The organism is Pseudomonas sp. TE31087, assembly GCF_057284075.1.
The window spans coordinates 4,016,539-4,042,516 of record NZ_JBXVNN010000001.1; the positions used below are offsets into that span (position 1 = coordinate 4,016,539).

General features: G+C 67.6%; 19 protein-coding genes. 3 read left to right on the forward strand and 16 right to left on the reverse strand.

The window, feature by feature from the left end:
- Window positions 1-61: 61 nt before the first annotated feature.
- Window positions 62-1,117 carry an HAD family hydrolase gene (locus tag ACZ899_RS18110; RefSeq protein ID WP_232854867.1) on the reverse strand — a complete coding sequence of 352 codons (1,056 nt, stop codon included), beginning with the start codon at window positions 1,115-1,117 and terminating at the stop codon, window positions 62-64.
- Between the two features lie 247 nt (window positions 1,118-1,364).
- Here ACZ899_RS18110 and ACZ899_RS18115 point away from each other — a divergent pair, with 247 nt between their 5' ends.
- Entirely contained in the window at window positions 1,365-2,756 is a 1,392-nt protein-coding gene (locus ACZ899_RS18115; protein WP_234563089.1) for an L-cystine transporter, read from the forward strand.
- Between the two features lie 153 nt (window positions 2,757-2,909).
- Here ACZ899_RS18115 and ACZ899_RS18120 read toward each other — a convergent pair whose 3' ends face one another.
- The 4 genes from ACZ899_RS18120 to ACZ899_RS18135 all read right to left on the reverse strand — a co-directional run bounded on the left by ACZ899_RS18120 (window position 2,910) and on the right by ACZ899_RS18135 (window position 7,607).
- Complete coding sequence (locus ACZ899_RS18120; RefSeq protein ID WP_442799953.1) at window positions 2,910-5,300, reverse strand: TonB-dependent siderophore receptor; 2,391 nt, start codon at window positions 5,298-5,300, stop codon at window positions 2,910-2,912.
- A gap of 120 nt (window positions 5,301-5,420) precedes the next feature.
- Window positions 5,421-6,404 (reverse strand): FecR family protein, encoded by a 984-nt coding sequence (locus tag ACZ899_RS18125; RefSeq protein ID WP_232854865.1) that lies wholly within the window; start codon window positions 6,402-6,404, stop codon window positions 5,421-5,423.
- A complete protein-coding gene (locus tag ACZ899_RS18130; RefSeq protein WP_232854864.1) occupies window positions 6,401-6,934 on the reverse strand; it encodes an RNA polymerase sigma factor in 534 nt (177 codons plus the stop codon). Before ACZ899_RS18130 ends, ACZ899_RS18125 begins: the two co-directional genes overlap by 4 nt.
- A gap of 154 nt (window positions 6,935-7,088) precedes the next feature.
- Window positions 7,089-7,607 (reverse strand): dihydrofolate reductase, encoded by a 519-nt coding sequence (locus tag ACZ899_RS18135; RefSeq protein ID WP_110735414.1) that lies wholly within the window; start codon window positions 7,605-7,607, stop codon window positions 7,089-7,091.
- A gap of 54 nt (window positions 7,608-7,661) precedes the next feature.
- On the opposite strand from ACZ899_RS18135, the gene ACZ899_RS18140 reads away from it, so the two are divergent.
- Entirely contained in the window at window positions 7,662-9,053 is a 1,392-nt protein-coding gene (locus ACZ899_RS18140) for a DUF2868 domain-containing protein (RefSeq protein ID WP_234561205.1), read from the forward strand.
- A complete protein-coding gene (locus ACZ899_RS18145; protein WP_234561206.1) occupies window positions 9,046-10,410 on the forward strand; it encodes a GTPase/DUF3482 domain-containing protein in 1,365 nt (454 codons plus the stop codon). Before ACZ899_RS18140 ends, ACZ899_RS18145 begins: the two co-directional genes overlap by 8 nt.
- A gap of 123 nt (window positions 10,411-10,533) precedes the next feature.
- Here the strand turns inward: ACZ899_RS18145 and ACZ899_RS18150 are convergent, their stop codons facing one another.
- The 11 genes from ACZ899_RS18150 to ACZ899_RS18200 all read right to left on the reverse strand — a co-directional run bounded on the left by ACZ899_RS18150 (window position 10,534) and on the right by ACZ899_RS18200 (window position 25,863).
- Window positions 10,534-10,947, reverse strand: coding sequence for a hypothetical protein (locus ACZ899_RS18150; RefSeq protein WP_234561207.1), 414 nt, complete (start codon window positions 10,945-10,947; stop codon window positions 10,534-10,536).
- A gap of 2 nt (window positions 10,948-10,949) precedes the next feature.
- Entirely contained in the window at window positions 10,950-11,852 is a 903-nt protein-coding gene (gene ssp4, locus ACZ899_RS18155) for an Ssp4 family T6SS effector (RefSeq protein WP_232854861.1), read from the reverse strand.
- Between the two features lie 139 nt (window positions 11,853-11,991).
- The gene (gene tagQ / locus ACZ899_RS18160) at window positions 11,992-12,921 is read right to left on the reverse strand and encodes a type VI secretion system-associated lipoprotein TagQ (protein ID WP_198742332.1); all 930 of its coding nucleotides are present in this window, start codon (window positions 12,919-12,921) and stop codon (window positions 11,992-11,994) included.
- A 78-nt stretch (window positions 12,922-12,999) separates the two neighbouring features.
- Window positions 13,000-14,766 carry a formylglycine-generating enzyme family protein gene (locus tag ACZ899_RS18165; protein WP_234561208.1) on the reverse strand — a complete coding sequence of 589 codons (1,767 nt, stop codon included), beginning with the start codon at window positions 14,764-14,766 and terminating at the stop codon, window positions 13,000-13,002.
- On the reverse strand, window positions 14,759-15,961 hold the full coding sequence (locus tag ACZ899_RS18170) for an FtsX-like permease family protein (RefSeq protein WP_234561209.1): 1,203 nt from the start codon (window positions 15,959-15,961) through the stop codon (window positions 14,759-14,761). Before ACZ899_RS18170 ends, ACZ899_RS18165 begins: the two co-directional genes overlap by 8 nt.
- Window positions 15,961-16,665 (reverse strand): ABC transporter ATP-binding protein, encoded by a 705-nt coding sequence (locus ACZ899_RS18175; protein WP_234561210.1) that lies wholly within the window; start codon window positions 16,663-16,665, stop codon window positions 15,961-15,963. Before ACZ899_RS18175 ends, ACZ899_RS18170 begins: the two co-directional genes overlap by 1 nt.
- The gene (locus tag ACZ899_RS18180) at window positions 16,665-19,667 is read right to left on the reverse strand and encodes a serine/threonine-protein kinase (protein WP_234561211.1); all 3,003 of its coding nucleotides are present in this window, start codon (window positions 19,665-19,667) and stop codon (window positions 16,665-16,667) included. Before ACZ899_RS18180 ends, ACZ899_RS18175 begins: the two co-directional genes overlap by 1 nt.
- 7 nt (window positions 19,668-19,674) lie before the next feature.
- On the reverse strand, window positions 19,675-20,394 hold the full coding sequence (locus ACZ899_RS18185) for a PP2C family protein-serine/threonine phosphatase (RefSeq protein ID WP_050703375.1): 720 nt from the start codon (window positions 20,392-20,394) through the stop codon (window positions 19,675-19,677).
- Complete coding sequence (gene tagF, locus ACZ899_RS18190; RefSeq protein ID WP_232854856.1) at window positions 20,391-21,047, reverse strand: type VI secretion system-associated protein TagF; 657 nt, start codon at window positions 21,045-21,047, stop codon at window positions 20,391-20,393. The genes ACZ899_RS18185 and tagF overlap by 4 nt, the downstream gene beginning before the upstream one ends.
- Window positions 21,044-24,550: a type VI secretion system membrane subunit TssM gene (tssM, locus tag ACZ899_RS18195; RefSeq protein WP_234561212.1), complete on the reverse strand. Its 3,507-nt coding sequence runs from the start codon at window positions 24,548-24,550 to the stop codon at window positions 21,044-21,046. The genes tagF and tssM overlap by 4 nt, the downstream gene beginning before the upstream one ends.
- Window positions 24,547-25,863 carry a DotU family type VI secretion system protein gene (locus ACZ899_RS18200; RefSeq protein ID WP_050703372.1) on the reverse strand — a complete coding sequence of 439 codons (1,317 nt, stop codon included), beginning with the start codon at window positions 25,861-25,863 and terminating at the stop codon, window positions 24,547-24,549. Before ACZ899_RS18200 ends, tssM begins: the two co-directional genes overlap by 4 nt.
- Between the last annotated feature and the right edge of the window lie 115 nt (window positions 25,864-25,978).

Below are 25,978 nucleotides of genomic sequence, written 5' to 3' on the forward strand. Positions count from 1 at the left end.
CTGACTGACCTGGTCTGTCGCTATCGCGGGGCAAGCCCCGCGACAGGGCCATGACGACTTGTTACTGAATCTGCTCCGGCGTCACGATCACCCAGTTCTTGTCCGCAGTCACCGGCAACCCTTCCCTGGCCTGGGCCGCCGCGTTCTTGGCGATCATGCCGTTCAACTGGTCCATGTACTTGGCCTTGCGATTTATCCACAGGTGGATGCCGCCTTTGCCCACATCCACACCATGGAATTGCATGTAACCATCGCTGGTCGGGGTATCGCCGCCCACCAGCACCGGCTTCTTCCACTCATCGATGTAAGTGAGGATGGCCGCCTGCTTGCCGGCCATCCAGGTGGCCGGGGTCCACAGGTACGGGGTCAGTTCCAGGCCTTCATTGGCCTTGGGATCGTACTGCCCCGCAGTGATCTGCTTGCGCGCCGTGGTCAGCTGGCCACTGGCGCGGTCCTTGAGCAGCAGGCTCACGCCGATCACGTTCTGCGGTTTGACGTTGTAGCCGTACTTGGGATCGGCGGCGACCATGCGCACCAGCTCTTCGGAGGCCGCGGAAATCACATAGACCTCGATGCCGTTCTCCATCAGCTTGTTGTACAGCTCGGCCTGGCCGGTGAACACCTTGGGCGGTTGCACCTCGATGGTCTTGACCTGATCCCCCTCGAAATAGGTGCTGGGGATCGGCTTGCCCGAGGCCATCAGCTCGTCGACCTGCTGCTTCAGCTCCTTGAGGGTGAAGCCCGAGAACACCTGGGCCACCCAGGGGTAGCAGACCATGTCGTCGAGCTCGCACAGGCGGTAGTAGTAGCTGAACAGGCTCTCCTTGTGCTCGGCGGTGTCCTTGAACGGGATCAACTTGAGCGAGGGGTCGAGCTTGTCGCGGCTCAGCAGGCCCTTGTTCTCCATGAACGGCAGCAGCGCTTCCTCGAGGTCGAAGCGGTAGCTGGTGTTGTCCATGTCGAACACCGCGTAGTTACCCTTGTTGGCGTTGGCGGCAATCATCGCGTCGAGCTTCTGCGCGGCCTCGGCCGGCCAATGCTTGAGCTCGGTGGCCGCCCAGCTGCTGGCGCTCAGCAACAGGGCCAGGCCGCCGGCAAGGATTCTCGGAGCAGACATCATGTGCGGTTCTCCAAAAGACGTGGCCGCTCAACCCTAGACCTGATTTGTGACAAACAGGCATGCGTGAGCGACCCCGAGACAACCGCAAACGTCATGTTCATTGCCAAAAACGACCAGACGTTATTCCATAAACGACTATGCAAATTACTTTTAGGTATAAATTCGTTTGTTTTCAGGCTGTTAGCATTTCCGTTCGTAATCGCTCACAGAGGCGATGCCTCTTCCGCCTTTTCCTGGAGCTTCAATGAACCTGCCGCTGTCACTCAACCTGCTGGCGTTCCTGGCCCTGCTGCTGGGCCTGGCGCAAACCCGCCGCACCGACTGGAGCCTGGCCAAGAAAGTACTGCTGGGCCTGGTGCTGGGCGTGGTGTTCGGCCTGGTCCTGCACACGATCTATGGCGCCGGCCACCCGGTGCTCAAGGCTACCCTCGGCTGGCTCGACCTGGTCGGTAACGGCTATGTCGGCCTGCTGCAGATGATCGTCATGCCGCTGATCTTCGCCTCGATCCTCAGCGCCGTGGCGCGCCTGCACAACGCCTCGAGCCTGGGCCGGATCAGCGTGCTGAGCATTGGCGCCCTGCTGCTGACCACCGCCATCGCCGCGCTGATCGGCATCGTCCTGACCAACCTGTTCGGCCTCAATGCCGAAGGGCTGGTGGCCGGTGCCCAGGAAAGCGCCCGCCTGCAAGCCATCCACAACGACTACGCGGGCAAGGTCGCCGACCTCAACATCCCGCAGCTGCTGCTGTCGTTCATCCCGACCAACCCGGTGGGCGACCTGGCCCGAGCCAAGCCGACCTCGATCATCAGCGTGGTGATCTTCGCCGTGTTCCTGGGCCTGGCCGCGCTGCAGCTGATCAAGGACGACAAGGACAAGGGCGAGCGCGCCCTGTCGGCCATCGACGTGCTGCAGGCCTGGGTGATGCGCCTGGTGCGCCTGGTGATGAAACTCACCCCTTATGGCGTGCTGGCCTTGATGACCAAGGTGGTGGCCAGCTCCAACCTCGAGGACATCCTCAAGTTGGGCAGCTTCGTGGTGGTGTCGTACATCGGCCTGGGCCTGATGTTCGTGGTCCACGGGGTGATCTTGGCGCTGACCGGCGTCAGCCCGCTGCGCTTCCTGCGCAAGGTGTGGCCGGTGCTGACCTTCGCCTTCACCAGCCGCTCGAGCGCCGCCAGCATTCCGCTGAACATCGAGGCGCAGACGCAACGCCTGGGTGTGCCGCAGTCGATCGCCAGCTTCAGCGCCTCGTTCGGCGCGACCATTGGCCAGAACGGCTGCGCCGGGCTGTACCCGGCGATGCTCGCGGTGATGGTTGCCCCGGCCGTGGGTATCGATACTTTCGACCCGCTGTGGATCGCCACACTGGTGGCCATCGTCACCCTCAGCTCGGCCGGTGTGGCCGGCGTGGGTGGCGGGGCGACCTTTGCCGCGCTGATCGTGCTGCCGGCCATGGGCTTGCCGGTGGAGCTGGTGGCCTTGCTGATCTCGGTGGAGCCGCTGATCGACATGGGGCGTACGGCGCTGAACGTGAATGGTTCGATGATGGCGGGAGTGGTTACCAGCCAGTTGCTCAAGCAGACTGATCAGCAGGTGCTGGGCGGCGACGAGCATGCGGAACTGAGTCACTCCTGAGATATTGTCGGGGGCGCTTTGCGCCCCTTTCCGGCCGGTCCGACGCCTCGGCGAGGCCGCTCCTACAGGGGGTATGCGATCCCTGTAGGAGCGGCCTCGCCGAGGCGTCGGACCGGCCGGAAAGGGCTGCAAAGCAGCCCCGGCGATTCAGGCTCAGTACGCCGCCCGCAACGACAACGTGAAGTTGCGCGGCTCGCCATAGAAGTTCGAGCCCCACGCACTGTCCACGCGCTCGTAGTACACCCGGTCGAACAGGTTGTTGGCGGTCAGCGTCGCCGACAGATGCTTGTTGAAGCGATACCCCACCTGCGCCGTGGCCACGCTGTAGCCGCCCTGGACGAAGTCCACGCCATTGCGCGTGTAGTAGGTGGAACTGACCACCCGCACGCCGCCACCGACACTGAACCCTTCCAGCGGCCCATCGGCGAACGCATAGCGCGTCCACACGTTGAAGTTGTGCTTGGGCGTGATGCTGATGCCCTGATAGTCGGCCTGGCGCCCCGACTCCAGGCGGGTGAAGGCGTAGCCGGTGCTGACGCTCCAGTTGTCGGTCAGGTTGCCGGACAGCTCGGTTTCCCAACCCTGGCTGCGCACCTTGGCCTGGGCCTCGTAGAACGGCGTCTGGCCGATCTGCTGGGCGCGATTCTCGTCGTAGATGCGAAACACCGACACACTGCCGTTCAGGCGACCGTCGAAGAACTCGCGCTTCAGGCCCAGCTCGTACTGTTTGCCCTCGCGCGGCTCCACCGTGCTGTTGCCGCCGGCCATCTGCGTCTGCGGCTTGTAGACGGTCGTGTAGCTGGCATACGCCGACAGCTCTGGGGTGAGCTTGGCGACCAGCGCACCGTAGGGGATCACCTTGCGCCGAACGCTGCTGTGTGGGTCGGAGAATTCGTTGAAGAACGGGTTGGCGTTGTGGCCATCGCTGTCGAACCAGATCACCCGGCTGCCGAGGATCACGTCCAGCCAGTCGTTGGCACTGACCTTGGTACGAGCATACAGCCCGTACTGGTTCGACTTGGACGAGTTGCCGTTGTCCATCACGTAATCGATCCTGGGGATATCGATGCTGCCCGGGTCGAACACGTTGATGTCGAACCACTCCCGGCCACCGTAGCGGAAATCCTTGTCCACATGCTGGTAGTCGGCGCCCACCGTCAGCTCGTGGGTGCGCCCGAACGCCTCGAACGGCCGCGTCACGAAGCTGTCCAGGCTCAGGGTCTTGATATGGGTGTAGTAGTTGTAGGCCACCGCCGAGCTGGCGCCGGTCTCGGGGTTCACCGAACCATCGGTCCAGGTGAAGTCGCGTGTCGGCGTCTCGGCGTCGCGGTAGGTCAGCGAGGTCTTGAACTGGCCACCATCGTCCAGCGCATGATCGACCTCGAAGAAGCTTTCCCAGACCCGCTCGTCCAGTTCGTTCCACTTGGCGTCGACGAAGGTCGAGCGCTTGACGTCGAGCAGCTTGCCGCTGTCGTAGGCTGGCAGGCCGAACGCGGGCACCGACTTGTTGCGCTGGTAGGCGCCGCCCAGGGTCAGGGTGGTGGCCGGTGACAGGTCGTATTCCAGGCGCCCGTACATCATCGGGCGCTCGTTCTGGGCGTAGTCGACGAAGGCCTGGTTGTTCTCGTAGGCGGTGATGAAGCGCCCGCGCAGGCTGCCGTCGCTGTTCAGCGGCCCGGTGACATCCACCGTGGAGTGGTAGCGGTCATAGGTGCCCGCCGACAGCTCGCCGGACAGGGCGAACTGCCCCAGCGCGCGCTTGCGCACCAGGTTGATGGTGCCGCCGGGCTCGCCCGCGCCCTGATACAGGCCGGACGGCCCGCGCAGCACTTCGACGCGGTCGTACATCGCCAGGTCGAAGGCCGTGGCCATGTCGCCCTGCCCGGTGGGCTGGGTGACGCCATCGACCTGCACCATGTCGACCGGGAAGCCGCGCATGTACACGTCATTGAGGTTGGAGCCGGTGTTGTAGCTCTTGATCGTGGTGCCGGTCACCTGCCGCATGGCATCTTGCAGGCTGTTCATGTTCTGGTCGTCCAGGCGTTGGCGGGTCATCACCGAGACCGACTGCGGGATATCCTTGAGCTTCTGCTCGCCCTTGCCGATGGTCAGCGCACCCGTGGTGTAGGAACCCGAACCTTCGGTGGTGGCGCCCAGCTGGCTGCTGTCGATCTTCACCGCACCCAGTTGCAGTGGGTTGTCGCCCGAGGTGCGCTGGCGCTCCAGGGTGACGCTGTCACCGTCGATGTAGGCGGCGCTCAGGCCGGTGCCCTGAAGCAGGCGGGCCAGCGCCTGGTCCTGTGGATAACTGCCGCTCAGCCCCGATGAGCGCAGACCCTGGGTGAATTCGCCCGGTACCAGGACCTGGATCCGTGTGACCGCACTGAAGGCCGCCAGGGCCGAGTCCAGCGACTGCGCCGGAATGTCGAAACGGTAGACCTGCGCCTGGGCGGCGGCCTGGGCCTGTCCAGGTCCGGGCAGCGCGGTGCTGCCAAGCGCGATGGCCAGGCCGAGCACGGCCCGAGTGGCGGTGGTTTTCATCAGTGAGGCTCCCCGAGATCGTTCAAGTCATCGACTGGCGCGGCACTGTCTGAGAGTGCTTATTATTTGCGCCTACGAAATCAAGGACGTCGGTCGAGCGGGAATCCCCGAAAATATTTTCAGTCAGCCTTCACGAAGGATGCGCAGGTAGGCCGTGTACTGTTCGGCGCGCACGCCCAAGGTGTGGGTCAGGGCCTTGAGCACGGCATCCGGCTTGTCGATGTCGAACACCCCGGAAACCTTGCGCTGGCGCAGGCCGTCGCCCAGCACCAGGGTCTGCCCGGGCCAGTAGCGGTTGAGCTCGGCAACCACTGCGCCCAAAGGCTGCTGGCTGAACACCAGTTGCCGCTCACGCCAGGCGAAAGCCCGTCCAGGCTCGAAGCCATGCACCACACCCGGCCCGCTGGCCGTGTACTCCACCGCCTGCCCGGGCTCGAGGAACACGCCCTGGCCGGCGCCGGCACGGACCTCGACCTTGCCCTGGGCCAGTTGCACACGGGTCTGTCCATCCGCCTCGGCGACGCTGAAACGCGTGCCGACCACCCGCACCCAGCCCTCGCCGGCCCGCACCACGAACGGCCGGGCCGGGTCGCGGGTCACCTCGAACCAGGCCTCGCCGCGCAACAAACGGACACGCCGCTCGTCCGCAGCCAGCTCGACCTGCAGGGCGCTGTCGGTGTTGAGCTGGATCCGCGAGCCGTCCTCCAGCTGCAAGCTGCGCGTCTCGCCAGTGGTGGTGGCGTAATCGGCGCGCCAGCGGTCTGGCCAGGGTGTTTGGACGACCAGAACTCCCAGCAGCAGCACGGCCGCGGCAGCACTCGCCAGCTTGGGCCAAGTGCGCCGCCGGGGAGCACGCCAGGCGGTCTGCTGCTGCTCGCGCAGGCGCCTGGCCGGGGCTTGCAGGGCGCCCAGCAGGTCGAGCACTTCCTCCCAGGCCTTGGCATGAGCCTGCCCCTGCGCCCGCCAGACGGCGAACGCCTGGCGTTCGGCCAGGGTGACGTCCTCGGCGTGCAGGCGGTAATACCAGGCCGTGGCTTCGGCGAACAGGCGCTCGCTTTCGGGCAGGTCGCTCATGGGATCGGTCGCACTCTCGGGATGACGGCTCATGGACGTTGCCCCCTCGCGTCACCGGCCAGCCGAGCCTGGATGAAGGCACGGCAGTCGAGCAACGCCCGCCGCAGCTGGTACTCGACGCTGCGTGGCGTGACCTGCAGGCGCTCGCCGATCTCGCGGTAGGTGCAACCGTCAACATGATAGAGCAGGAAGATGTGCCGGGTCGCCTCGGGCAGTGCCTGGATCGCCGCCTGCATCAGCGCCTGTTCCTGCTGCGCGGCCAGCTGGTCTTCGGCACCGGGTGTGTCACTGGCCAGCTCCTCGCTGGGCTCGCCGCCATCCAGGCGCTCGCGGCGAATGGCCTGGCGCTGATGATCGCGCACCAGGTTGCTGGCAATCGTGAAGAGGAAGGCCGGCAGGTTGTCGATCTGCTTGTCGGCGGGCAGCCGCGCCAGACGCAGGAAGGACTCCTGGGTCAGGTCGGCGGCCACCTGGGTGCTGCCGGTGCGCCGTGCAACGAACGCCTCGAGGGCCTTCTTGTGCTCGGTGAACAACCGGGCGATCTGCTTGTTCCACGAAGACACGGCACATCCTGGCTCTGAGTCTCAAGAGGAGCGAACGCTAGCAGAAGATGATATTTGTTCGCAATTGTAACTACCGCGCTTCACCACGGCCGCCCAGCGCAAACCTGTAGGAGCGGGCTTGCCCCGCGATGGGCTGCGCAGCAGCCCCAGGTTTTCAGACCTTGTCCCAGACTTCGAAGTGATAAACCGGCCCCTGCCCCTCGGCAGGTTGCGGCTCACTCGAGCTCAGTTGCCACTGTCCGCGATCGAACGCTGGGAACCAGGCATCGCCCTCCGGCGACAGCTCCACCCGGGTCAGGTACATCCGGCTCACCAGCCCTTTATCCAGCGCCTGCCCATACAGCTGCGCGCCACCGATCAGCATCAGCTCGCCGACGCCCTGCTCCCGCGCCCACTGCTCGGCGCGCACCAGTGCCTCTTCCAGCGAAGCGAACACCTCGGCACCTTCCAGTTGCAGCCCGGACTGACGGCTGACGACGATATTCAACCGCCCCGGCAGCGGCCGGCCCAGCGAATCCCAGGTCTTGCGCCCCATGATGATCGGCTTGCCCAGGGTGGTGGCCTTGAAGTACTTGAAATCCCCCGGCAGGTGCCAGGGCATGGAGTTGTCGATGCCGATCACACGGTTCTCGGCGAGCGCCGCGATCAGGCTGAGGGGGAGTGATGTGTTCATGCCGGCGAGGATAGCACCGGGCGCGTGGGTTATGCTTCTCCCCTGACCTGTGCAATGGAAGAGCTTGTGACGGCACCGACTCCACTCGACAAGCGCTGGCTAACCGAAGCAATACGCCTGCGCGAGGAACACGCCGGTCCCCTGGAGGACCAGGAAGCCAACCGTCGCGCCCGCCAGCAAGGCGGCGACCTCGCTACCCGCATCGAGGCCCGCGCCCTGTGGCTGGCCGAACGCGACGGCATGGACACGGCACTGCGCCACTGGAAGCAGGGCGCGCGCCTGGCGTTGCTGGCGCTGATGGTCCTGGCCGTGCTCAGCGGCGCCGGCCTGGGCCTGGCGGCCCTGGGCGACGGGCAGCGCCCGGTGAACGTATTCTGGGCCCTGGGCAGCTTGCTTGGGCTTAACCTCATACTGCTCTTCGGCTGGGCCGTGGGCTTCTTTTTCGCCGGCGAGCAAGGCGCAGCGCTGGGCCGCCTGTGGCTGTGGCTGAGCGAGCGCCTGGCCCGTGACGCCAAGGCCGCGCAACTGGCCCCGGCGCTGCTGGTGCTGTTGCAGCGCCAGCGCCTGAACCGCTGGTTGCTCGGCCTGCTGGTGCATGGCCTGTGGCTGCTGGCGATGCTCGCCGCGCTGGGCATGCTCCTGGCCCTGCTGGCGACCCGACGCTACGGGTTCGTCTGGGAAACCACGCTGCTCGCCGCAGAACCCTTCATCAGCCTGACCCAGGCCCTTGGCGCCCTGCCCTCGCTGCTCGGCTTTGCCGTGCCGGACGAAACCATGATCCGCGCCAGCGGCGACACCCTGCCGGCACTTGATCTGGCACGCCAGGCCTGGGCCAGCTGGCTACTTGGCGTGGTCCTGGTCTACGGCCTGCTGCCGCGCCTGGCGCTGGCCGCGCTGTGCCTGTGGCGCTGGCGCCAGGGCCGCGAGCGGCTGGCGCTGGACCTCGACCTGCCCGGCTACGCCCAACTGCGCGACGCGCTGATGCCGCGCAGCGAACGCATCGGCGTGCAGGACCCCGCCCCCGACGCCCTGCCGCGCTTCGAAGCAGGCCAGCTGGAAAGCGGCAGCAGCGGCGCCTTGCTGGTCGGCCTGGAGCTGGACGACCAGCGCCCATGGCCACCCACCCTGCCTCGGTCGGTCACCCACGCCGGCGTGCTCGACAGCCGCGAATCGCGCAACAAGCTGCTCGAGCAACTGGGCCGCTTCCCTCCGGCGCGCCTGGCCATCGCCTGCGACCCACGCCGCTCGCCGGATCGCGGCAGCCTGGCGTTGCTCGCCGAGCTGGCGCGCAATGCCGGTGCCACCCGTATCTGGCTGCTGCAGGCGCAACCGGGCCAGGCCCTGGACGCGGCACGCCTGGGCGACTGGCACGAGGCCCTCGACCGCCTGGGCCTGACCCACGCCGACACCTCGCCCGTGACCTGGCTGGAGCATGGCCATGACTGAGCCGCTGAAACTGGCCGTGGTCGGCCACACCAACGTCGGCAAGACCTCGCTGCTGCGCACCCTCACCCGCGACGTCGGCTTCGGCGAGGTCTCGCACCGCCCCAGCACCACCCGGCATGTGGAAGGCGCACGCCTGTCGGTGGACGGCGAGCCGCTGCTGGAGCTGTACGACACCCCTGGCCTGGAAGACGCCATCGCCCTGCTCGACTACCTGGAGCGCCTCGAACGCCCGGGCGAGCGCCTGGACGGCCCAGCCCGCCTGGAGCGTTTCCTCCAGGGCAGCGAGGCGCGCCAGCGCTTCGAACAGGAAGCCAAGGTGCTGCGCCAGCTACTGGCGAGCAACGCCGGCCTCTATGTGATCGACGCCCGCGAACCAGTGCTGGCCAAGTACCGCGACGAACTGGAAGTGCTGGCCGGTTGCGGCAAGCCGCTGCTGCCGGTGCTCAACTTCGTCGCCAGCAGCCAGCACCGCGAGCCCGAATGGCGCGAGGCCTTGGCGCGCCTGGGCCTGCATGCGCTGGTGCGTTTCGACAGCGTGGCCCCACCCGAGGACGGCGAGCGCCGCCTCTACGAAAGCCTGGCACTGCTGCTGGAAGATGCCCGCCCGGCGCTGCAACGGCTGATCGACGACCAACAGGCCCAACGCCTGGCCCGCCGCCACAGCAGCAAGCGCCTGGTCGCCGAGCTGCTGCTCGATTGCGCCGCCTGCCGGCGCAGCGTCGAGGCGGAGCCTGCCGCCGAGGCGCGGGCCATCGAAGCCCTGCGCCAGGATGTGCGCCAGCACGAACAGCGCTGTGTCGAGGCGCTGCTCAAGCTCTATGCGTTCCGCCGCGAGGACGCCAATGCCGGTGACCTGCCGCTGCTTGACGGCCGCTGGGGCGACGACCTGTTCAACCCGGAGACCCTGAAGCTGCTCGGCGTGCGCCTGGGCAGCGGCGTGGCGGCCGGTGCCGCGGCGGGCGCGGGCGTGGACCTGTTGGTGGGCGGCCTGACCCTGGGCGCCGCCGCGCTCGCGGGCGCCATCGCCGGCGGCGCCTTGCAGACCGCGCGCAACTACGGCTCGCGCCTGATGGGCAAGCTCAAGGGCCAGCGTGAGTTGACGGTGGATGACGCCGTGCTGCGCCTGCTGGCGTTGCGTCAGCAGCAGTTGATCACCGCCCTGGAAGGGCGAGGCCACGCGGCGCAGGACAGCATTCGCCTGGCCCCTGCGGCCGACAAGGGCTGGCGCGAGGGCAAGCTGCCCGAGGCATTGCGCAAGGCGCGGGCGCATCCGCAGTGGTCCACGCTCAATACCGGGGCGCGGGTCAGCCAGGCCGAGCGACAGGAGCAACTGGAAGCCCTGGTGGCGGACTTGTAGTCCGATCACAGGGCCAGCCCGCTCCCATCAGATCAGCACAGGACCGTCCTTGTAGGAGATTACCCAGCCCTTCAAGCTGTGCTGTCGCGCAGGGAACAACGTTATAAGCATCACCCGCGATAGCTAGCGCCGCGCCATGCGCAACGCCACCAATTGCCGCCGCATCTCCCGGTGCCGCTGGCTGTTGAACACCAGCAGCGCGAGTAATGGCAGCGCCAGCAGGATTGCCAGCAAGACAGCATTCACACCACTACCGAGCAAGCTCAACGCCATCAGCAAAGCCACAGTCGGCACAGGGAGCACCACCCATAAGGCCCAAGTGAAGCCCCGGACCATCGCGAAATGCCCGGCGCACAGCAGCAAGATCAGCACTGCACTGGATATCATGGTGAACGACGGATTGTCCGGATGATTGCGCCAGTGACTGTCAATCCACAGGGTCGCTGACAACGCCGCCGACATGAGGCAAATGAAAAAGCCCAGCAAGAACGTCGGAAAGTAACGTCGCATGAAGGTCTGGAACGCTGCAGGCTTCATCGTTACTCGACCTCCTCGTAAAGCCCCACGGCGATGCTCTGTACCGTGGCACTGCCAGCCAGGCCGAAGGTAGCGCCGAGGGAGTCACGCATCAGGGTCTTCGTGGCGTGGCTGATCTCGGTCGGGGTGTAGCGCTTGGTCATGGTCCCTGCCGCCTGCCGCAACTTGATCTGCTTGGCCGTCAGGCTCGGATGCCTGATAGACAGCAGCTCGTCTGTCAGCGCCTTGCGCTGCTGACGGCTGAGACTCCTGGACAACTCCAGCCAGCTACGCCCGGTCGCGGCCTTGTGCACCTGCAGGTACTTCAACGTGCTCAGGCCCGACGCGCCGACACCCAGCAGCGAGACGCCATCAAGCACCTTCGAGGCGGCCTGGTACCACTCGCTCTCATCGAGGGCATCGTTGGCCGCCGGATTGGTCACTTCGCGTACCGTGCGTATCACACCGATACCGCACTGGATGCTGCTGGCGGTGGCTGCGGCGCCACCGATGTAGGTCAGCACCAGGCTGGTGCCGCCGGAAAAGGGCGCGGCAATGGTGCCACTGAACACCACGAACCAGCCGATCACCGCGCCTGCACAAGAGAGGGTGGTATTGACCGCCTCCTTGACCACCCGCGACTCGCGCGGATTGTGCTGCAATTGCTGGGTGTACTGGTCAGGGGTCTGGTACTTCTTGATCTCGCGCAAGATCACGCGCTTGGGACGGATGCTGCAGATCGGTTGGAACTCACGCAGGGTGACGACGTTGTAGTCGGCGTCGATGTACACCACACCAGCACCGACGATACGCGGATCAGCGTCGATGGCCGCGAACATCTGCGGAAGGTTGATCCGCCCCTGGATGCGCTGGCGTGCGAGGAACTGGGAGTTGTTGGCCAGGGAGTTGACCAGAAGATCTGTCACGGGGTGGTTTCCTTGCACAAATAGCGGCTGTATCGCACCCTTGTGGGAGCGGGCTTGCCCGCGATTGCGCCGATAGATTCACCATCGCAATCGCGGGGCAAGCCCGCTCCTACACAGGTCGGCGAGCGGCCTTAACGGATCACACGTTCGGGCACGGCACCGGCGCCCAGTCACCCATGTCCGGGTTGCGGCACATGGCGTTAACCTGGTCGGTACCGGCCTTGGCCACCTGCTGGGCCTCGGCTTTCTTGCCGTTGGCGTTCTGCAGGGTCTTCTCGGTGGCCACGGCTTCCTGCGGCACGTCCTTGGTCACCTTCTTGGCCGGCTGGACCTTCTTCACGTCCTTCTTCTTGCCGGTGGTCGCCACTTTCGGCGGCTCGGCCACGGCAACCACGTCGGTGCGCGCGACGCCAACCTGCTTGAGGTCCTGCTCGTAGGCCTGGGTGTAGTTGTTCAGGTTTTCACCCAGACGCCCGTTCACAGTGGTCAGCAGGTTGTTCGACTCCTGCAGGCCGGCGACGATCTCGGCCAGGCGCTTGCGCCCCTCGGTGTCGTTGATGCGGCCAGACTTGCGGTTCTGGATCAGGCTGGCGAACTCGCGCTGGTAGCAGGACTGCGACGACTTGGCGTAGGCCGTGGTGCGGTCCAGGTCAGCGGCGCTCTTGTCGATATCGGTGGCGTACGAGGCGATGCGCTGCTTGTCGTCGCTGATCTGCTTCTGACGCTCGGTGTAATAACCGGCCGCGCCACCGACCAGGGCGCCACCGGCGGCACCGATGGCGGCGTTGCGACCACGGTTTTCCTTGTCGACCAGGGCGCCGGTCAGGGCACCGCCGACCGCGCCGAGCAGCGCGCCGGTGGCGACCGAGCGGGTCATGTCACCGTCGGTGGAGCGCAGGTGCTGCACGGGCTCGTAGCAGTTGGGGTAGTACTCGACCTTGGTCGTGGCGCCGACCTTGGACACGGGCGAGCTGGCGCAACCGCTCAACAGCACGGTGCTGAAACCGGCTGCCAGCAGCAGCGCGGTACGGGCCTGGGATGCAGTGATCAGGGGTTTGCGGGTGAACATGGTCTGGTTTCTCTTCTTGGGTTTCTCGGTATCCGGGGGCTTCGTGCCACCCGGGAGTCCTTTCTGTCGAAGCTGTCCTTAGGGTCGCGGGGCGGCCGATGCCAGCAGCTCCTTGAGGATCGTCGCCGGATCGGCCCGCCGGTTCTGGCGGTACTCCCCGACGTGGCGGACGAACAGGGTGGCGCGGGTCACCAGGCTGTTGCCCAGGACCGGCTTGCGATTGAGCTCTTCCCTGACCCGCTGGAACTGCGCCTGGATCACCGCGTCGGTGTAGCGCGTGCCGCTGGCCAGGTTGTCGATGTAGATCGCCACGGCGCCGTCGAGGGCGGCGCGGCCATTGGCGATGGCGGCGCCGTACATGCGCGCGCTGGTCTGGTCGCCCGAGGCCTCGGCCTTGGCCTGGGTGTTCTGCAGGTTGGTCAGGCGGATGTTGTAGTTGTTGACGGTCTCGGCCACCAGGGCGGCGGACTGGATCAGGTTGCCGGCGGCCTCTTCACGCTGACGGGCGATCAGCGAGACGTTGCGCTTGAGCTCTTCGTTGACCAGGCCGAGCTCGGCCTGCTGGCGCGGGTCGGTGGCGGCGGCGATGATACTGTCCAGGCGTTTGGTCGGGTCCTGGGCGGCGTCGATGTCGTCGGTCAGGCCGGCCAGCCGGCCTTCCTTCTGCCACTGCTCGAACAGCTCCTGGTAGCGCGAACGCGGCGCCGACAGGGCGCCGATGGCTACGCGAAAGCCAGTAGTCTCGTTGCGCTGCTCGGTGCCGTCGGCGCCGAACAGCGGGTATTCGCGGCGCATGCCGGTGAACAGGGTGCCCTCGCCCTCGAGGTAGTTGCCGCCCTTGACCACGAAACCACCGTAGGCACCCTGCAGACGCCCGGCGTTGACCAGCTGGAACGACTCCTGGACCATCTCGGCGGCGTTGCCGATCACATCGAACAAGCCCAGCGGGTTGGGCTGCTTGGTACCAATCGGCATCAGCCGCGCCGCCTGCCCGGTGCCACCGGCGACCTGGTTGAACACCGCGAAGTCGGCCAGCGGCCCTTCACTGTCGGCACCTTCGACCTTGCGCGGGAACAACCGCCCTTCCAGCTCCTGGCGGCTGACCGCCGAACCGCCACGGGCGGCGAACTCCCACTCCACTTCGGTGGGCAGGCGCACGAAACCGGTGCCACCGTCCTCGGCCTTGCTGCCACGGCCACTGACCGGCAGCAGGTCGCGATGGTGCTTCATCAGCCAGGCACTGTAGACGGCGGCGAAACGCTCGGCCTCGAAGCGCGACAGCTTGACCTTGGGCAGGCGCCCCGCCGCGTCGTTGTTCGCCTCACAGGCCGGCGCCGCGTCGCCGCCGGCCAGCGACGGCGCCTGGGCCATCACCTGGGCGTACTGGCGGGCGGTCACTTCGTACTTGCCGATGAAGTACATCATCGGCGTGAGCGGGCTGCCTTTGTCGACCTTCGGCAGGCTCGGGCCGACCGCCTTCTGCCACTGCGGCGCCAGGTCCTGCAGGCTGAACTGGCCGTTGATGAAGTCGCGCCGGTAACCAGAAATGAATGACTGCTTGTAGCCGGCCTCGCCTTCGCTGAACGGGTAGCCGAGGTTGACCTCGCGGTCGTCGAGGCTGCCCTGGGCCAATACGTAGACGCTGCGCAGCACCAGCTCACCGCCACAGGGCAGCGGCAGGCTGATATCGCCCGGCAACGGCTTGGGGTTGTCGAACTTGATGTCGGCCCCGGCCTGGGGCTGCACGGCCGGCTTGGCCTTGTCGTCGCCATCGGCCTGGGAGCAGGCCCCCAGGCTCAGTGCGGTGAGGATCAGGGCGGCAGCCCCGAGACGGCGATCAGACATCACGTATTCCTTGGCAGGCCTCGATGCGCGCCACCCGCCAGCCGCCCAGGGCGGCGGCGGCAGTGCTGGCCAGCAGCACGGCACACAACGCAACGAGGTAGTGCATGGGCAGCAGGTGGCTGGCGAACTCGCCGGGCACCTGCATGAAAAGTCGGTTCAGGCCGTGTTCGGCCAGCAGGTACAACAGCCCCGCCACGGCGGCGGCCAGCAGGCCGCTGTAGAGCGCCTGGAGCACCACGAACAACAGCAGCGCGGCGGTGCCGAAGCCCAGCAGGCGCAGCACCGCCAGCTCGCGCTGCTTGCGCTCCACCGCCGCCACCGCGCCCGCGGCGATGGCCGCCACGGCGCCGGCCACGGCCAGGCTGGCGATGATCCAGAACACCAGGTCGAGGTTGCGGCTGAGCGACTGCACCTGGGCGATCTGTGCGGCCTGGGTCGAGACCAGCAGCTTGCGTTCGGCGAAGAACTGGCGCAGCGGCTCGACGTCGGTCAGTTCGCGGGCATACAGGCGGAACGCCGGGTACACCCGCTGCGCCACGGAGCCCTGCGCCTCGCCCTGCCACTCCAGTGCCGGCACCGCGCGGCCATCGCGGTAGTCCTCGACAGCCTCGAGCAACTGCAACGATGCGAACAGGCCATCGCGCTCGAACGCGGCCAGGGGCAACACGCTGGTGACCTGCAGGCGCGTCTGGCGCCATTGCATCTGCCCGGCCTGCTGGCGACTGAAGCTGGCCTGCAGCTCGTCTCCGGCCCTGGCGCCGAGCTTTTCCGCGGCGGTAAAGCTCAGCACCACCTGTTGCAACCCCGTAGGGGGAACGGCCTGCGCCAGCAAGGGGTCGCCATCTGCGGTGGGCAGCATTTCAACCGTCAGGCCACGCCCGTGGGCGGGCAACAGCAGTTCGGCGGTGGCGGCGATCTGTCGGGTACGCGGGATGGCGAAGGCCACTCCCGGACGCTGTGCCAGTTCGTCGATGAACTCGGCGCGAAAGCGTCCACCGCCCAGGGGAATGATCTCGCGCACGCCCGGGTCGCGCTGCAGGCGCTCGGTCAGACTGCCGACCAGGCCGAACTTCAGGCCGAACAGCACCAGCAGCGGCGCAATCACCGCCACCAGCGCCAGCACGCCGCACGCCGACAGCCGCGCATCGTTGCGGTAGTCGTGCCAGGCCAGCCCGGCGATCAGCAGCGGGCGCATCAGGCGGCCCTCTCCAGGGTTGCCGTGACGCCGCCGTCGGCCTCGCGCCGGCAGGCCATGCGCAGCACCGTCAGCCCGGCCTGGCGGGCCAGGGCTTCGTCGTGGGTGGCGACCACGCAGGTCACCTGGCGCGCTTCGGCCTCGCGCAGCAACAGCTGCATCACCCGCTCGGCGTTGACCGGGTCAAGCGCGGCGGTCGGCTCGTCGGCCAGCAGCAGCGTCGGGGCATGGACCAGGGCACGGGCGCAGCTGACCCGCTGGCGCTGGCCAAGGGACAGGGCGGCGGGTTTCTTGCCCAGTTGATCGTGCACATCCAGCGCTTCGGCCAGGCGCTCGACGCTGCCGTCATCGTCGAGCCCCAGCAATTGGCGCGGCAGACGGATGTTGCCGCGCACATCGAGAAAGCCCAGCAGCCCGCCCGCCTGCAGCACGTAGCCGAGGTGCCGACTACGCCAGCTGGCCAGGCGGTCGAGCTGTCGGCCGCGCCACAGCCCGGCGACATCCTCGCCGCCGAGGACGAAACCCTCTGCCGCATCCGGCGCCAGCACCAGCGCCAGCAGGTCGAGCAAGGTACTCTTGCCGCAGCCACTGGGGCCGACCAGCGCCACCCGTGCGCCCACGGCCAGGTGCAGCCGGTCGACCTGCAGGCTGTAACGCTGGGCACCCTGCCCGCGCGTCTTGCGCACCCCGTCCAGGCGGATCATCACGGCAACGTCGACAGCGGGACACGGTACAGGGCGTCACCCGGCTCGGCTTTTCCGAAGCGCACCCAGTTGGCCATGTCGTTGTGGAAGGTCTCGTACAGGCGGATCTTCGAGTCCAACTCGTCGATGAAGTCCTCCTGCTCGGCCACCGACAGCGACAGCCACAGGTCCTGGGTCATGCTCAGGGACTTGCTGCGGTACGGCAGGCCATCGAGGTACTCGCCGAGCACCCCGCCCTGGGCCAGGTTGGCGCCCTTGCGCAGGGCGCCGGGGTCGCGGCTCATGTAGGCGCTGGCGCTGGCGATCTCGTTGAAGAAATCGCCCGGCGAACTGCGGGTCTTGCGCGCGGCATCGACGATCAGCTTGAGCGACTGCTGCAGGTCGTTGAGCTGCAGCTTGGTGAGCATCACGCACACCTGCAGGGTCGGCAGCGTCGGGTTGGTCAGGTCGCGGTCGGCGGTCCAGGCGCTGACCAGCTGCGGCGCCTGGCTGGCGCCATGACGGCCAAGGAAGTCCATGTGCATGGCGTAGCCGATGGCCTGGGACTTGGCCGCCAGCCCCGAGGCCGAGGTCAGCAGCGGCACCGGCTGTGGTTGCCGGTTGCGCACCTGGTGCACCAGCTCGGCGAAGGTCGAGCCAATCTCGCGCACGCGCTCGCCGAACGCGCCGACCTCGCCCCCCGGCACGCCGACGTAGAGATCGCCGATCTGCGGATTGCTGTCGGCCGTGAGCACGCGGTACTGGCTTTCGGCCGAGCCGTGGTTCTTCACCCCGGACGGAGTGCGCAGGTGCAGGGCGTAGATCTTGATCTGCTTGCTCAGCGCCGCCTGGCGCACTTCGGCCTCGTTCATCTGGGTGCTGCTGAACGGGTCGTTCTTGCGCAGTGCGCCGGCATCACTGACCAGCAGGATGAGGCGCCCGCCGTAGCCGGACCAGTCCATGCCCTCGACGGCCTGCATCACCCCGGCGAAAGCGTCCTCGTTGAACGAATGGCTGGAAACGCTGGTGGCCCTGACCTGAGAGGCGGCCTTGAGGAAGCGCGCCGGATCCCGGCCCTCCTCCAGGCTGACCAGGGTCTTGCTCAGGTACTCGAGGCCCGGGGTGCGCTTGACGCTGTTGCGAAACCCCACCAGGCCGAAGCTGACGCTGTCCAGCTCGCCCCGGGCCGCCAGTTGCTGCTGCAGCTCGCTGACCACCTGGCGCACACGGTCGATATAGGGCTGCATGGACACCGAGGTGTCCACCACCAGGACGATGCCGGTGCGGAAGCTGTTGTCGCCGACCGCCGCCACGCCGGCCGCCTTGGGCGCGCTGTCGCGGGCACTGGCGCCGGGGTCGATCGAGGCGATGTTGAGCAACTGCACCGGCTGGCCGCCGACGTCGAAGCTTTCGCGGTAGTCGAAGATCGGCATCAGGTAGAACTGGTTCTGCGGCACGGCGCTGGCCGTCGGCTCCAGGGCCACCACCTGCGGCACCTGGTCGGGGTGGTTCTGTGCCTTGAGCAGGCTGTCGCGGGCCTGGGCGGTGTCGTCGAGCAGGTGCTGCACATCGTCCACCTGGCGCATGAACATCACCGGCGAGCGGCCCGAGCGCTCGGTGAACTTGAGCACCAGGCTCTGTTTCCAGTCGCTGGTCTGCGCGGCCGGCAGCCAGCCATCGCGCTGGCCGTCGCTGGCGGCGCCGACCTGGACCCAGGCCTGGCCGCCGACATCCTTGCGCTGGTAGACGTAGAGCACGGAGAAGGCCGGCAGTTTCTCGCCCGCGGCATCGCCGGGCTCGGCCACCAGCTGGGCGTCGGGCTTGGTCAGCACACGCTGGAACAGGGTCTTCTTGCCGGGCATCAGCAATGGACGGCCATCGTCCGAAGCGGCAACAGGCGTGATCTTGGGTTCGGCGGGGGCCACGCTGGTGGCGGGCGTCTGCGCCACCGGCGTTTCAGGCGCGGGCGCGTCACTGCCGCCGAGCAGCCAGAAGAAAGCGCCCCCCAAACCCAGCGCCGCCGCGATCGCCACCGCCAGCACGGCCTTGGCCGGTTTGTTCGATCCGGACTTCACGGCGGGAGCGGCCTTGGGTTCGGGCCGCCGGGCGGGCTCGCTCACGGGAGCGGCAACGGCCTGCGGAATGTCGATGGACACCGGTTGCGGGGTGGCCGGCGGCGGGAGCGGCAGCGGGCGGACCAATGTGCTGTCGTTGTCCTCGACCGGTACCTGCACCGTCAGGCGGTCCAGCGCGGCCAGCAACGCCGCCGCGTCGGCAAAGCGCTCGTTGGGATCCTTGGCCAGCAGGCCACGCAGGATGTCCTGGTAGCGGCCGTGCTCGATGGGCAGTTCCGGCAGCGGCTCGGTCAGGTGCGCCAGCGCCGTGGACAGCGCGTCGGTGCCGCTGTACGGCAGCTTGCCGACCAGGATCTCGTAGAGCACCACGCCCAGCGCATACAGGTCGGCGCGGCCGTCGATCTCCATGCCGCGCGCCTGTTCCGGGCTCATGTAGCTCGGCGTGCCGACGGCGAAGCCGGCCTGGGTGAACTGGGTGCGGTCATCCAGTGACTTGGCGATGCCGAAGTCCGACAGCACCGCGGTGCCGTCGGCGCGGAACAGGATGTTGGCCGGCTTGACGTCGCGGTGCACCAGGCCCTGGGCATGGGCATAACCCAGAGCCAGGGCGATCTGGCGCACGTAGGCCAGGCCCTGCTCGGGCGTCAGGCCATCGGCAATGCGCTCCTTGAGCGTGCCGCTGGGCAGGTACTCCATGGCCATGTAGTACAGCTCGCCGACATTGCCGATGTCGTGGATGGTGGCGATGTTCGGGTGTGCCAGCCGCGCCAGGGTGCGCCCTTCGCGCAGGAAGCGCTCGCAGAAGGTCGGGTCGGCGGCCAGGCTCGCCGCCATGATCTTCAGCGCCACCTTGCGCTCCAGGGAACGCTGGGTGGCGAGGTACACGCTGGCCATGGCGCCCTGGCCAAGCTCGCGATCGATGTCGAATCCGGGGATCTGCATGTCCATGTTGTCTTCAGTTCACCTTGACGACCACAGCGGTGATGTTGTCCGGCGCGCCACGGGTCAGCCCCAGGTGCACTAGGCTGCGGACCACCTCGTAAGGGTCGGCGTGGCCGAGCACTTCGGCGATCTCGTGGTCCTCGGCGGTCTTGTTCAGGCCATCGCTGCACAGCAGGTAGGTGTCGCCGGGCCGCACCTGCAGGGCCACGGCCTGCAGGTCGAGGTCGTCCTCGACGCCGATGGCGCGGGTGACGATGTTGCCGCGCGGGTGCACCCGCGCCTCGGCCTCGTTGAGCAGGCCGCTGTCCTGCAGCTCCTGGACGTAGCTGTGGTCATGGCTGAGGCGCTCGATGCGGCCATCGCGCAGGCGGTACAGGCGACTGTCGCCGGCCCACAGGCCAATGGCCTGGTCGCCACGCGCCGCCAGCACCACCACCGTGCTGCCCATCATTGCCACGCCGCGGCGCACGGTTTCCTCGCGCACGATGCCGTTGACCCAGGCCAGGCCATCGCGCACCTCGCCGCTGAAGTCGTCGAGCGAGTCGAGCATCGGCAGGCTGCGCAGGCTGTCCATGGCCAGGCTGCTGACATAGTCGCCCGCCGCATGGCCGCCCATGCCGTCGGCCACCGCCCACAGGCCAGCCCAGGTCAACTCCAGGCAAGCGTCCTCGTTGATCTTGCGCACCATGCCGACATGGCTGTAGCTGGCCGCTGTGTACTGCATGTCGGTCATTCGGTCCGCGCCTCGCTACCCAGTAGAAACCCGGCGAAATCCTCGCTGCGGGGCAGACCCGCGCAGCGCATCAACCCCGGGGCGATACGTTCGGAACCCCTGCCCCACCAAAGGCTCATGCCCTCACAGGCGCATTCGGCCAACGCCAGCGCACGCCCCTGCGGCGTGGTCGCATCCAACCGCTGCACCCCACCGACAGTCACACGCGGTCCCTGTAGGAGCGGCCTCGCGCCGCGAAAAGGCTGCAAAGCAGCCTCAAAACCCTCAAAGGCCGCCCCAGGCTCAAGCGTCGCCAGCAATGCCACCTCGACCGCCTCAAACCACTCCTCGGCCCCGGCCACCACAGGCGCCAACGGCTGCTCCGGCTCCAGCACCTGGGCCACGGTCAGCGGAAAATACCGCCCGACCCGGTCGATGCTCGGCATCAGCACACCAATGACCGCCTCGGGCCCGCACAACCCCGGCGCCAGGGCGAATCGCCACAAGGGGCTGACCAGGTAGGCCTCGAGCCAACGCTCGCCCAGCGCCTGCTGGCTGGCCTGCATCCCCGCCGCCAGCCACTGGTCCCAGGGCTGGATGAAGCTGTTTGGAAGGCCGCGGCTGACGAAGTCGCCGCGGCTGGCCAGTTTTCCGTAGAAACCCACGTCGTTCACAAGTGCTCCGGCAGGCTGAAACCGCTGAGCACTCGGCTGCGGAACGGGTTGAAGGCGCTGCTGGCGCGCAGCTCGTAGGACACGCTGGCGCCATCGACGCGCAGGCGCAGGTTGAAGCGTTCCGGCGAGCTGCCGGCCACCAGGTCGGACTGGTCGAGCAGGCGGAACCAGGCCCAGGGGCCTTCCACGGTCAGGCCGGAACGTCCGGTGGCCGAGGGCGGCGAGATCGACAGGCGCACCACGCCGATGCTGTTGGGGTTCGGCCACTGCAACGCCACCGGCCGGCTCGGTCCGTGGTCGTAGCTGACCTGCTGGCCATCGAGGTCAAGTAGGAACTGGGTGATGGTCGCATCCATCGCCACCGGCTTGAGCTCGAAACGCACGCCCGGCTGCACACCGTTGCTGTTGCGGAAGAACGCATCGCGGATGCTCGCCGCGCGCTGGAAGGTGTACAGCACGTTGCTGTTGATCCCCAGTTTCTGCGCCGCGCCCGGTTGCCAGCTCCACGGCGTGCTCGAGGTGTTGACGTAGGGTTGCAGGTACTTGCGGAAGTAGTTGTCCATCACCCCGCCGACGCCGAAGAACAGGCCGAAGTCCTCCAGGGTGGCGTCCCGCGCGCTGCCAGCCACCAGCGGATAACGGCCGCTGAGGGACTGGCGGTAGACGTTCACCACTTCGCTGGTCCAGGCGGCGTTGAGCTGGTTGCGCACGCCGCCCATGACGATGTTGTGGGTCGAGCCGAGCACCGAGCCCACCAGGTTCTGCACCACCTTGGGCTGGCGCGCGGCGCCCAGGGCGACACGCTGCGCGGCGGCCTGGGCCTGGTTCTTGGCCTCGCCCAGCAGCGCGTCGCCGCTGGCGCCGACCATGGCACTGACCTGCACGTACAGGGCGTTGAGGTCGGTGAGCAGGCCGTCGATGGCCGCAGGCTGCCCTTCGCCGGTTTCCACCAGCGCAGCCAGTTCGGCGAAGTGCGCGGTCACCGGGTCGACCTCACGGGCAGCCGGGTTGTCGCTGGGCAGCGGCGCATCGCCGAGCAGGCCGCCGAGGCGCTGGCGCAGCTGGTCGACACCGGCCTGCTCGGCCTTGGCCTGGACCTTGTCGAGGGTGGTCGGCTGCGCCAGGTTGGTCTCCTTGGCGACCGCCTGCAGCAGTTTCTTCATCGGCGAGGTCGGCCCGGACAGCACCCGCAGCACGTCGGCGGCTTGGCCGACGCTGGTGATCGGCACGAAGTCCAGGTCCGCCAACAGCGCATCCCAATGACGGATATAGTCCTGGTAGTACAGCTGCAGCACATCGTCGGCCAGGCGCTTGGCATCGCCCGATTCGCTGGCCTCACGGCCCAGCACCCAGCGCTCCTCGGCCAGGGTCTCACTGTGGGCCAGGCTGGCGGCGAGGAACGCCTTGCGGTAGCCCTCGACGGTGAAGATACCCGGCAGCGGCTCGCTCAGCGGCTTGCCGTTCTTGAAGCGGAACACCAGCGCGGCGTCGCGACCGGCGGCGTCGCTGACCCGGAAGTCGCCGACCCCGGCCGGCAGCTTCTGGCGCTTGACCCGATCGTAGACGCGCTGGGCCACCGGCAGCTGCTGCAGCTGGCGACGGGTGTCGTCGATCAGGCGCTGGTCAAGACGGGCATTGGGCGGGCGCTTGTCGAACAGCGCCGCCAGGTGCTGCTCCAGGGCCTGGCGCAGGTCCGGAGCGAGGTCGCGGGGCAGGCTGCGCTCCCAGTCGAGGGTGACCCAGGCCTTGATGAACTCGGCGTCGTAGTGTTCGCCGTCGGCCAGCATCAGGTAGGCCTTGAGCCCCTCGTAGAGATAGTCGGACGGGCCGCCGGCGTACAGCTGCTCCTCGATGCGGGTAACCAGGCGCGGGGCGAAGATGGCGATCAGCAGCTTGCGGTAGACGCTGTCCGACTCGCCTTCGAGCATGTCGCCCTGGTACAACCCCAGGCCCTCGGCCCAGCCGGGCGGATCCTCGGCCAGGCGGCGCACGCCGTTGAGCAACGGCAATACGTCGACCACGTTGCGCTGGGCCGGGCTCAGCTCCTGGACACTCTTGCCCAGTGGTTTGAGACGGCCATCGACTTCAGCGATGTACTGCTGGTTGGCGCGATAGCTCAGGGTCCACAAGGTGCCGACCACCAGCACCAGGGCCACGCTCAGGGCCAAGGCGCCGCGGGCGATCCACTTGCGCCGCTGCTCGACCTTGGGGTTGCTGCCGACCAGCCCACGCTCGGCGAAGGCCACGGCGCTGAACAGCTTCTCGATGAAATAGCTGCGCCCGGTGCCGTTCTGCCGCGCCAGGTGGGCACGGTCCAGGCCCATGCTCTGGGCCATGCTGCCGATCAGGCGGTCGATGGGGCTGCCTTCCTGGGTGCCGCTGGTGAAGTACACGCCGCGCAGCAGGGCGCGCGCTTCGAAGGCGTTGGGCTTGAAGATGCCATCAAGGAAGGTCTTGAGGTTGCCGCGCAAGGCGGCGAACTGCTGGACGAAACCGTAGACCAGGTCGCGCCGCGCCGGGTCGCGTTCCTGCTGCAGGCGTTCGACCAGACGCTGGTTGAGGCGCTGCTCGAGCAAGGCGAACTCGCTGCCGAACTGGGCCAGCGGGCCATCGCCGTGCTGGCCGTCATCCAGGGGGAAGGTCATGCCCCACACCTGGGCCCGCTCTTCCTTGCTCAGGTTGTCGAAGAACTCCATGAAGCCCGGCACCAGGTCGAGCTTGGTCAGCATCAGGTAGATCGGGAAACGCACGCCCAGCTGGCTGTACAGCTCCTGGATGCGGGTGCGGATCGCCGCCGCGTGGGCGGCGCGCTCGGCGTCGCTGCCCAGCAGCAGGTCGGACAGGCTGATGGCGATGAAGGCGCCGTCGATGGGCCGGCGCGAACGCTGGGTCTTGAGCAGGTCGAGAAAGCCCAGCCAGGCCGCCTTGTCCACCTGGGCATGGCTGTCCTGGGTGGTGTAGCGGCCGGCGGTGTCCAGCAGCACGGCCTGGTCGGTGAACCACCAGTCGCAGTTGCGTGTGCCGCCCACGCCACGAATGGCGCCCTCGCCCAGTTGCGCCGCCAACGGGAAGTGCAGGCCGGAGTTGACCAGCGCGGTAGTCTTGCCCGAGCCGGGCGGGCCGATGATCACGTACCACGGCAGCTCGTACAGGTTGCGTCGCTCGTCACCGCCCAGACGCGCCTTCTTCAGCAGCACCAAGGCCTCGTCCATGCGCTGGCGCAGGGTCGCCAGCTCTTCGGCGGTGGCAACGCCGGCAGGGTCAGGCGCGGTCTCGGCAGCCAGGCTCTGCATCACCTTGGCCGCCTGGCGCCGGGCCTGGACGATGCGCCACACGCGGTAGGCAATCCACACCGCGAACAGCAGGACGATCAGCACCAGGCGCGGCGCGACCGGCACCAGCGCATCGAGCAGCGGACCAAGGAACCAGATGATCAGGCTGAGGGCGAGCAGGCCCAGCACCGGGACCACCCAGCGAATGACAAAACTGAAAAACGCCTTCACTCGACGCCCTCCGCCAGAACGGTGATTTCAACCCGGCGATTCTTCGCCCGGCCCTGCGCGCTGTCGTTCGACGCCAGCGGCTCGGTGTCGCTCAGGCCCTGGGCGCTGAAACGCCCGGGCTGGCCGGTGCGGGCGGCGAGCAGGTTCTTCACCTCCTCGGCACGGGCCTGGGACAACGCCCAGTTGGACGGGAAGCGCAGCGTGGCGATGCGCTGGTTGTCGCTGTGGCCGGTGACCTTGACGTTGCCCTTGACCTTGGCGACGGCTTCGGCAATGCGCAGCATGAGCGGTTCGAAGTCACCCTTGATGCTGGCGCTGGCCGAGGCGAACAGCTCGTCGCCGCGGATGGTCACCACCGAGCGGTCCACCGCATCCTCCACGGCGACCCGGCCGGCCTTGATGTCCTCGGCCAGGAAACCGGCCAGACGCGGGCGCTCGACAGGCTTTGGCTGCACCACCGGGCGGTCCATGGCCTGCACCGGGATCTCGCCCAGGGCATGGATGCCACGGAACACCGGTTCGGCGTCAGCGGCCAGCTTCAGGCGCAGACCGAACAGCACCAGCAACAGCAGCGCGAGGGCCAGGGCCAGGCCGACCCAGGGCGGCACGAACTGCGCCAGGCGGTCACGGGTCACGGTGACGCCACGCCAGTGCGGCGAAAGCTCGCGCTCGATGTCGCCACGGGCGCTGCGGATGGTCGCGGCGGTGCGCTCGCGCAGGGCCTCGAGCTGGGCTCGGCCACCGTTCATCACCCGGTAGCGGCCTTCGAAACCGAGGCTGGTGCACAGGTACAACAGCTCCAGCAGGTGCAGGCGCTCACGCGGACTCTGCAGGCAGTGCTCCATCAGCTGGAACACCTTCTCGCCGCCCCAGGCCTCGTTGTGCACGGTGATCAGCAGGCTCTGCTTGCCCCAGTCGCTGGCGCTGCCCCATGGCGTGCTGAGCACTGCTTCATCGAGCGCGGTGCACAGCGCGTAGCGCGCCAGCAGCACCTCGTTGCGCGCGACCCCGGCGGCCTCGGCGCGCTCCTCGAACTGGCGCAGGTAGGCCAGCAGCTGCGCTCGCAGGCTGGCCGGCGCCGGGTGGGCGATGGTGTTGCGCAGGCGGGTGAGCAGCGCCAGCAGCGGGCCGGCAGCCTGCTCCAGCGGGTTCAGGCCCGCCGCCTGGCCCGGCGCCAGTGGTTCGGCCGGCACGTTCAGCGGTGGCGGCGGCGCCGCCTGCGCAGGTCCGGGCGCGGCCGGTTGCGGGCCTCGGCCACCGGGGCGCGGCATGAACTGGGTGCGGTCATTGGCCAACGGATCGTCCGATTGCATCGCGGCTTAGTCTCCGGTCCTTGGATAGCGGGTAGGTTCAGCGTGGGAGCGAGCTTGCCTCGCGATCACCGGCGCAGCCGGTGCCAGGCAATGCGTCGCTTGCATCGCGGGGCAA